This is a genomic window from Dechloromonas denitrificans (assembly GCF_001551835.1).
In the GTDB taxonomy this organism is placed as follows: Bacteria; Pseudomonadota; Gammaproteobacteria; order Burkholderiales; family Rhodocyclaceae; genus Azonexus; species Azonexus denitrificans.
Map to the genome: position 1 here is coordinate 169,212 of NZ_LODL01000005.1, position 8,296 is coordinate 177,507.

Consider the following 8,296-nt stretch of genomic DNA (forward strand, 5'->3'; position numbering starts at 1 on the left):
TATCGAAAGTCTGCGCGGGAGCACCGTCAGCCTGACCGACCCGGCCAGCACCTCGGGCACCATCCTGCCTCGGCAGGCGATCAGCCGGCTGACCGGCCAGTCGCTCGAAACCTATTTCCAGCGTCTCAGCTTTGCTGGCTCGCATGATCGTGCCATCGAGGCCGTCCAGAAAAAACGCGTCGATGCCGCCTTCGTCGCCAGCAGCCGACTCGACGAGGCATTGCGCCAGGGGACGGTACAGGCGGACGAATTGAAGGTCATCTGGCAATCGCCGGCGATTCCTTATGACCCCTTCGTGCTGCGCGACCGGCTGTGCCCCGCACTGGCCGCCAAAATCAGGCAGGTTTTCCTCGGCGACAGCCGGGCCCTGCATGGCATGTTCGCGGAACTGAACATGACTGGCTTCATTGCCGTTGGCGACGAACAGTACCGTGAAATCCGCGAGATGTTCGCCAGCCAGAATTAACGCCGGAAGGACGGGCCGGAAGCGGCCCGCTCAACCTCCAAAAACGGCAGAACGTTAGTTCTGCGAGTCGACGAAGCCGCCGCTGGCCAGATTCTGGAAGCGGGTGAACTCGCCGACGAAGTTCAGGCGCACGGTCCCGGTCGGGCCGTTACGCTGCTTGCCGATAATGACTTCGGCAATGCCGCGATCCGGCGTATCCGGTTTGTAGTATTCCTCGCGGTACATCATCAGGATCACGTCAGCATCCTGTTCGATAGCGCCGGATTCGCGCAAGTCGGACATCATCGGGCGCTTGTCGGTGCGTTCCTCGACCTTACGCGACAGCTGTGACAGCGCCACGATCGGCACTTGCAACTCCTTGGCCAGCGACTTGATCGAGCGGGAGATTTCGGAAACTTCGGTCGCCCGGTTTTCACCCGCCTTGTTGCCGCTCATCAGCTGGATGTAGTCGATGACCAGCAGGCCGAGCTTGCCGCCATACTGACGGGCCAGACGGCGGGCCCGGGCGCGCAGGTTGGCCGGACTGAGGCCGCCTGTTTCGTCGATATAGATCGGCGCTTCATGCAGCTTGCCAAGCGCAAAGGAGAGTTTCGACCACTCTTCGTCGTTCATCCGGCCCGTCCGCAAATTCTGCGAGTTCAGGCGCCCGATCGAGGCCAGCATCCGCTGCGCCAACTGGGCGCCACCCATTTCCATCGAGAAGACGCCGACCGGCAAACCGGCATCCACCGCGACGTTCTCGGCAATATTCAGAGCGAAGGCGGTCTTCCCCATCGATGGGCGACCGGCGACGATGATCAGGTCGCCCGGCTGGAAACCGGAGGTTTTCTGGTCGAGGTCGATAAAACCGGTCGGCACGCCGGTGATGTCGGAGGGGTTGTCGCGGTCGTGCAACTCCTGGATCTTCTCAACCACCTGCGTCAGCAACGGGTTGATGTGGACAAAACCTTCGGCATGCCCGGCCCCCGCTTCGGCAATCTTGAAAATCTTCGATTCTGCTTCGTCGAGCAGGGCTTCGGCATCGCGACCGAGCGGGTTCAGCGCATCGGCCGCAATCTCGTCGGCCGTCGCCACCAGCTGGCGCAGGATCGCCCGCTCGCGGACGATTTCGGCATAACGCTTGATATTGGCGGCCGACGGCGTATTCGCTGCCAGTTCGCCGAGATAGGCCAGACCGCCGGTCTGTTCGCCCTCGCCGGCCGAATCCAGAGCTTCGGCAACCGTCACGACGTCAGCCGGTTTGGCCCGTTCGAGCAAACTACGAATCTGCCGGAAGATCCGGCGATGCTCGTCACGATAGAAATCGGTATCGGTAACGATGTCGCCCATCCGGTCCCAAGCCTGATTATCCAGCAACAGACCGCCGAGCACCGATTGTTCGGCCTCGATGGAATGAGGTGGCACACGCAGTTGGGCGAGGCTTGGATCAGTAGCTTTGGGTTTTTGAGGGCGCTGGTTCATTTCGGGCAGTTTAAATTAAAAAGGCCCCGCTATCGCGAGGCCTTCTTCAGTGACGGGAAACCGGAATTACTCGGCAACCACGGCCACGGTGATGTTGGCCAGCACATCGGTGTGCAGCGCAACGTCGAGCGGGAATTCGCCAATGGTCTTGAGCGGACCTTCCGGCATGCGGATGGCAGCCTTGTCAACGTTGAAACCGGCAGCCTTCAGCGCGTCGGCGATATCGGCATTGCCGACGGAGCCGAACAGACGGCCGTCCATACCAGCCTTGCGAGCCACGGACACGGACAGACCAGCCATTTTGTCGGCAACGCCCTGGGCAGCAACCAGCTTTTCAGCCGCCAGCTTTTCCAGTTCAGCACGACGGGCTTCGAATTCAGCCATCGCAGCCGGCGTGGCACGCTTGGCCATGCGCTTCGGGATCAGGAAATTACGGGCGTAGCCGTCCTTAACCTTGACGATATCGCCGAGGCCACCAAGGTTAACAACCTTTTCGAGCAGAATGATTTGCATGTTTCGTCTCCCCGAAAATTATTGATGGTTGTCGGTGTAAGGCAGCAGAGCCAGGAAGCGGGCGCGCTTGATAGCGGTGCCCAGCTGGCGCTGATAGCCGGCCTTGGTACCGGTCAGACGAGCCGGCATGATCTTGGCGTTTTCCTGGATGTATTCCTTCAGAACGTCAACATCCTTGTAGTCGATCTGTTCGACCTTTTCTGCCGTGAAGCGGCAGAATTTACGACGCTTGAACAAACCACCGCCGCGTTTCTTTTTCTTGTCGTCATCCTTCTTCTTGAAGAATCGAGCCATTTTCGTTTCCTTCCAAAAATTCTATTGAATTCACATGCAGCACAGGCATCTTGCTGAGGCGGCTTTTGGCAGCGAGAAATCCAGTAATCTTGACTGACCCACCGAGGGGCGCTGCCTGTAGCCAGCGGGCGGTTTCACCCAGGGCCAGAACAGCGATTTCCACTTCCACCAGACGCTGTGCACCGTTTTCAATCTGCGGGGCGCTGTGTTGCAGCCATCCCTCGCTGACTGGAACTCCGGCTGGCGTGTGGCGCAAAGCCTTGCGCTCGACCAGTATTCCGGAGATTTCGATGCAGTTCAGCCGTTAGTCCTGTGCAATATCCGTTAGGCAGCCGGTGCTTCGGCCGGGGCCGGTGCAGCAGCAGCTTCGCCACCAAGCAGGGACTTGGACTTCTCTTCCTTCATCATCGGAGAAGGAGTCGTCACAGCGGCCTTCATCTTGACGGTCAGGTGGCGCAGCACGGCGTCGTTGAACTTGAACGAATGCTCGAGTTCGTTCAGCGTTTCGCCGTCGCACTCGATGTTCATCATGACGTAGTGAGCCTTGTGGATCTTCTGGATCGGGTAAGCCAGTTGGCGGCGGCCCCAGTCTTCCAGACGATGAATCGTACCACCCTTGGTAGTAACGATGGCGCGATAGCGCTCGACCATGCCGGGCACTTGTTCGCTTTGGTCCGGATGGACGATAAAGACGATTTCGTAATGGCGCATGCAAACTCCTTTTGGGATAAACCCTCCACCATGCGTTCGCGGTAGGGCAAGGTTGAAAAGCCCGCGACTATAACAGAAATCGCGGGCTTCAGGGAAAAAGACAACTGCTATTTATCAGAAGCTGTCGTCGGCAATAGCCAGCGCACCGGCCGCTCCCGTCGTCACGGCTTCCGCCAGACCGGCGGCCTGGGTCAGGAAATGATCGGCATAGAAACGGGTGGTTGCCAGCTTGGCAGCCCAGAACGGGTCGGCATCACCAGCCGCAAGCCGGGCCCGGGCAATCACCGCGGCCCGCCCCATCTGCCATCCACCAGCGACAATACCGAGCAAATACAGGAAGGGCACCGCACCGGCATGGGCCGCCTTGGGATCAGCAGCAAAATTATCGACAATCCAGGAAACGGCCTTTTCCAGCGCGTCGACCGCAGCACTCTGGCGCGCCCCGACGCCGGCCAGATCGCCGTCAAGCGCCGTTGCTGCAGCACGCATCTCGGCAATCACGCTCCTGATGGTTGCCCCCTGCTCGCGCGCAATCTTGCGACCGATCAGGTCATTCGCTTGAATCGCCGTCGTCCCTTCATAGATGCTTGTAATACGCGCATCGCGCAAATGCTGGGCGGCACCGGTTTCCTCGATGTAGCCCATGCCGCCATGCACCTGCACGCCAATCGAGGCGATATCGATCGCACTCTCGGTGCTCCAGCCCTTGATGACCGGGATCATCAGGTCGGCAAAGGCTTGCCCGCGCTGGCGGGCGACCTGATCCAGATTGCCATGGGCGTGATCCTGCGCCGCCGCCGTCACATAGGCCAGGGCCCGCATGGCCTCGATCCGGGCGCGCATCGACATCAGCATCCGACGCACATCAGGATGCTTGATGATCGGCACCTTCGGCCCGCCGCGCACGCCGACCTCGGCGCCCTGAACACGCTCCCTGGCGTACACCACCGCCCGTTGATAGGCGCGCTCGGCATCACCCAAACCTTCCAGTCCGACATTAAAACGGGCCGCGTTCATCATGATGAACATGTACTCCAGGCCACGATTTTCTTCACCGACCAGCGTCCCGATGGCCCCGCCGTTGTCGCCGAAGGCCAGCACAGCCGTCGGGCTGCCGTGAATGCCGAGCTTGTGCTCGATCGAAACGCAGTAAACGTCGTTGCGCTCGCCGGGCGTGCCATCCGCCTTGAGCATGAACTTCGGCACGACGAACAGCGATATTCCCTTGACGCCTTCCGGTGCATTCGGCGTCCGAGCCAGCACGAGATGGACGATGTTGTCCGTCATGTCGTGCTCGCCGTAGGTGATGAAAATCTTCTGGCCGAAAATCCGGTAGCTACCATCACCAACCGGCTCGGCACGACTGCGTACGGCCGCCAGATCGGACCCTGCCGAAGGTTCGGTCAGGTTCATCGTTCCGGTCCACTCACCGGACACCAGGTTCGGCAGATAGGCGGCCTTCTGCGCATCGGTACCGGCAATCATCAGCGCTTCGATCGCCCCCTGCGTCAGCATCGGGCACAGCGAAAAGGCGTGATTGGAAGCTTTCCACATTTCGCTGACCGCGGCGGACAGCAGGCGCGGCAAACCCTGACCGCCAAATTCCGGATCGCAACCCAGGCCATTCCAGCCGTTATCGACAAACTGCCGATACGCCTCCTTGAAGCCAGGCGTGGTGGTCACCACGGTGTCTTTCCATTTGGCGCCATTCTTGTCGCCGACCGCGTTGAGCGGCGACAGTACCTCAGCGGAAAAACGGGCCGCTTCCTCAAGAATGGCATCAACCACATCCGGCGACGCCTCTTCGCAACCGGGCAGGGCCACAACCTGCTCCAGGCCGGCCAGTTCCTGCATGGCAAAACGGATGTCCTTCAGCGGGGCAATATATTCACTCATGAGTTTGCAGATTCCTTTTCCATTCGGTTGGAGGTTTCCTTCAGTTCGACGAGGAAGAGAATTTCCTCAACGACTGCCAGCGCAAAACCGACACGCTTGCCACCCCGGTTATCGCGCAAAAGCTGATAGAGGTAGCCGACAACATCACCGGTTCCCCACAATTCAGTGATCGCATGCATCAGACGGGGCATATCCTCGATCGACTCCGGCTTTGCCTCGGCGGACGAAGCGCCGACCGCCGGCACCATCTCGTCGAGCACCAGATCGATCGAGCGACTGCTACCCACCGGCGACACAGACTCCCAATGCTGCACCTCGACATTGAAATTCTGATTCAGGTTACGGGCGACCGTCTCGAATTCAGCCCGCATGCCCGCCATCCGATAAACATCCATTAGACGAATCCAGGGCTGCAACGCCTCTTGCGGATTGTTGTCGATGTATTCCTGCAAGGCCTGGGCGGCCCCCTTCACCCGACCGAAGGAAAGCATGATGTCCGCCAACTCCATAACCGGGTTGGCCTCAAAATGCTCATCAAGCGTCGTTGCCGAAATGGAGAGCACGGAATCGCCCGTCGCACTCTGCACTGGTGGCGGTGTATGGGCGGGTTCGTCGTGCGCGACATCCAACTCGAAATCGACCTGCATGGGCATCCCCATCGCTGCCGGCTCGACAGCCAGATCGACGCCACCCAACTCCTCATGCTCATCGTCGCGCCTTGGGTCGACCTGGAGTTCTGGCGGACGCAGGGGAAATTCAATTTCGGCTGTTCGTTGTCGACGCTCCTGGTAATTGCGCCAACCAAGCCAACCAGCCAGCCCGAGCAAGCCCCCCAGCGCAACGCCATAAAGACTCCACTCGGAAACCGCTGCGGGTGCAGCCGACACCGGCGCAACAGGTGTTGGCGCAGGCAGTTTCTGTTCCGGATTTTCAATCACTGCCAGTGGCGCAGCATTCGCCGTGACTGGGGTCGCAGCAACCGGCAAGGCATCCTGCTCGACACGCTGGCTGAATTCCGTAGCCCGCTGCTGCAATTCACCCAGCGTTGCTTCCATGTTGCGCAACTTTTCCGCAGTTTCCAGCTGTGTCGTTGCCTGCTCGTGCATGGCCAGCAACATCCGGAATTCGAGGCGCAGAATTTCGCGCCGCGCCTCGGCCAGTTCTCTGGCCCCGGCGCGCAAGGAGAGTAAGTCGGTCGCCAGGCGCAACGATGGCTCAGCAGAATCTTCCCCACTCGAAAGCAACAGACGGTCGGGCAAGCCGCTTGGGGCCAGACGCTTTTCTGAGCGGCGCGGCAGCAAACGGGTGGGCGCCTCAAGCAACTCGACAGGCGCCGGACGAGCCTTCGCTGCTCGCGGCGAAGGTGCTGAAACCAGCTCATCGGCCCGTTGGCGTGACGAACCACCTTCCGGTAAGGAACGCCCGGCGACCGATGAAGGCGGCGAAGAAAGGAGCAGATATTCCCGGGTTACTTCGTGACCACAAGCAACCTGGACGGTCAACTGCAGGATCGGCTCGCGCAACGGCGCTTCCGAACGAATCAGCAGAACCGGCGGCGTTCCCTTACGAATACTGAACGATGCTTTCTTCAACCAGGGCAGATCACTGGCTTCCTGCGGCTGGATCAAGCGAAAGCAGGCAGGATCAAGGCTTGCCTTACCGTCGCCGAGAACATCCACCTCCAGACGAAGCGGCTCGCCCAGATTGGGCTGTCCACGCAATTCACCAAGACCCAGAGCCTCAGCATTGCCGGACAATGCAAGCAGCAAAACCGGCAGGGAATAGTGAAAAGCCAGACGATTCAACGAGAGACCCCATAAATGCAAGAAATCACCCGAATTGTAGTCGTTATTTATTGGCCAGATAACGCGAATCGTCGAACGTGGCAACCCAGTTCGGACGGTAAACGACAAACAGGGTAATCAGCATGCCGGACAGCCAGGCTTCGGAAAAGCCAAGAAGCATGAAGTAGGGAAAATAGTCGCTAACCAGGTACTCCCACGTATACGCCCCGGAAAGACTAAGAAAAACAGTCGCCGCAAAACCAACGCTAATCGCACTAAATGCGGCGCCGAGAAAACCGTTTACAAAGATATAGACAAAAAAATGCGGCGGCAGAAAACGGGATGCAAGGCGGTGAAAAAGATAGGCAACGCCCACCCCGACCCCAGCCAGTAGCAGCGCGTTGGTCGCATAAGCCAGCGTACCGGCCGCACCATTCAGCGTCACCCCAAGCAGAACCAGGCACAAGCCGACAAATGCAAGATGCGGCCCGCAAGTCAGGGTAAAAACCGTGGCGCCCAGCAAATGAAAGGCCAGCCCGGGCTTGACGCCGGCTTTCAGACTCCAGATCACGGTCAGCAAGACGACCATTCCGAGCCAGACATTCATCGCTTCGGAATCTTTCAGACGCCCCCACGGCGCCTTGAAAAGACTGCGGGCGAAAAGTGGCAGCCAGACGACCCAAGCCGCCCAGTACCACGATTCGCCCAGCAATGTATCCGGTAGATTCACACGGCTATATTAGCCGATGGAATTTACCAGTTGTGGAATCACTTCGAACAGATCCCCAACCAGGCCGTAGTCGGCGACCTGGAAGATCGGTGCATCGGGATCCTTGTTGATGGCGACGATGACCTTCGATTCCTTCATGCCGGCCAGGTGCTGGATCGCCCCCGAAATGCCGACCGCGATGTAGAGCTGCGGCGCGACGATCTTGCCGGTCTGGCCGACCTGGTAGTCGTTCGGCACGAAGCCGGCATCGACCGCGGCGCGGGAGGCACCGAGGGCAGCACCGAGCTTGTCGGCGAGCGGTTCGAGCAGGGTGTGGTAGTTCTCGCCGCTGCCCAGGCCGCGGCCGCCGGAGACGATGATTTTGGCGGCGCCGAGTTCGGGCCGTTCGGATTTGGTCAGTTCGCGGTTGGTGAGGGTGCTTTGGGCGGTGTCGGCGGCGGC

At 59.8% G+C, this 8,296-nt stretch carries 10 protein-coding genes; 1 reads left to right on the top strand and 9 read right to left on the bottom strand.

What is annotated here, in order from left to right; all coding sequences use genetic code 11:
- A partial coding sequence (locus tag AT959_RS20840) for a PhnD/SsuA/transferrin family substrate-binding protein (RefSeq protein WP_157651189.1) occupies positions 1–466 on the top strand: 466 nt, incomplete at its 5' end.
- 54 nt (positions 467–520) lie between these two features.
- Here the strand turns inward: AT959_RS20840 and dnaB are convergent.
- From dnaB to AT959_RS01735, 9 genes are all read right to left on the bottom strand, one after another.
- A complete protein-coding gene (dnaB, locus tag AT959_RS01695) occupies positions 521–1,927 on the bottom strand; it encodes a replicative DNA helicase (protein ID WP_066879946.1) in 1,407 nt (468 codons plus the stop codon).
- A gap of 66 nt (positions 1,928–1,993) precedes the next feature.
- Complete coding sequence (gene rplI / locus AT959_RS01700) at positions 1,994–2,440, bottom strand: 50S ribosomal protein L9 (protein ID WP_066879948.1); 447 nt, start codon at positions 2,438–2,440, stop codon at positions 1,994–1,996.
- An 18-nt stretch (positions 2,441–2,458) separates the two neighbouring features.
- A complete protein-coding gene (gene rpsR / locus AT959_RS01705) occupies positions 2,459–2,734 on the bottom strand; it encodes a 30S ribosomal protein S18 (protein ID WP_027458986.1) in 276 nt (91 codons plus the stop codon).
- Positions 2,706–3,035, bottom strand: coding sequence for a primosomal replication protein N (priB, locus tag AT959_RS20190; protein ID WP_083518144.1), 330 nt, complete (start codon positions 3,033–3,035; stop codon positions 2,706–2,708). Before priB ends, rpsR begins: the two co-directional genes overlap by 29 nt.
- Positions 3,036–3,058: 23 nt before the next feature.
- Positions 3,059–3,445 (bottom strand): 30S ribosomal protein S6, encoded by a 387-nt coding sequence (gene rpsF, locus AT959_RS01710; RefSeq protein ID WP_066879950.1) that lies wholly within the window; start codon positions 3,443–3,445, stop codon positions 3,059–3,061.
- Between the two features lie 114 nt (positions 3,446–3,559).
- Positions 3,560–5,341 (bottom strand): acyl-CoA dehydrogenase, encoded by a 1,782-nt coding sequence (locus tag AT959_RS01715; protein WP_066879952.1) that lies wholly within the window; start codon positions 5,339–5,341, stop codon positions 3,560–3,562.
- Positions 5,338–7,146, bottom strand: coding sequence for a type IV pilus assembly protein FimV (locus AT959_RS01720; protein WP_157651174.1), 1,809 nt, complete (start codon positions 7,144–7,146; stop codon positions 5,338–5,340). Before AT959_RS01720 ends, AT959_RS01715 begins: the two co-directional genes overlap by 4 nt.
- Positions 7,147–7,189: 43 nt before the next feature.
- Positions 7,190–7,855, bottom strand: coding sequence for an energy-coupling factor ABC transporter permease (locus AT959_RS01730; protein WP_083518145.1), 666 nt, complete (start codon positions 7,853–7,855; stop codon positions 7,190–7,192).
- A gap of 9 nt (positions 7,856–7,864) precedes the next feature.
- Positions 7,865–8,296, bottom strand: a 432-nt coding sequence (locus AT959_RS01735) for an electron transfer flavoprotein subunit alpha/FixB family protein (protein ID WP_205629809.1), incomplete at its 5' end; no start/stop codon positions are given.

What these genes read in the sequence shown, in the direction of transcription:
- rpsF (WP_066879950.1), bottom strand. Translation starts at nt 3,445, where the DNA reads ATGCGCCATTACGAAATCGTCTTTATCGTCCATCCGGACCAAAGCGAA.
- dnaB (WP_066879946.1), bottom strand. Translation starts at nt 1,927, where the DNA reads ATGAACCAGCGCCCTCAAAAACCCAAAGCTACTGATCCAAGCCTCGCC.
- AT959_RS01715 (WP_066879952.1), bottom strand. Translation starts at nt 5,341, where the DNA reads ATGAGTGAATATATTGCCCCGCTGAAGGACATCCGTTTTGCCATGCAG.
- rplI (WP_066879948.1), bottom strand. Translation starts at nt 2,440, where the DNA reads ATGCAAATCATTCTGCTCGAAAAGGTTGTTAACCTTGGTGGCCTCGGC.
- rpsR (WP_027458986.1), bottom strand. Translation starts at nt 2,734, where the DNA reads ATGGCTCGATTCTTCAAGAAGAAGGATGACGACAAGAAAAAGAAACGC.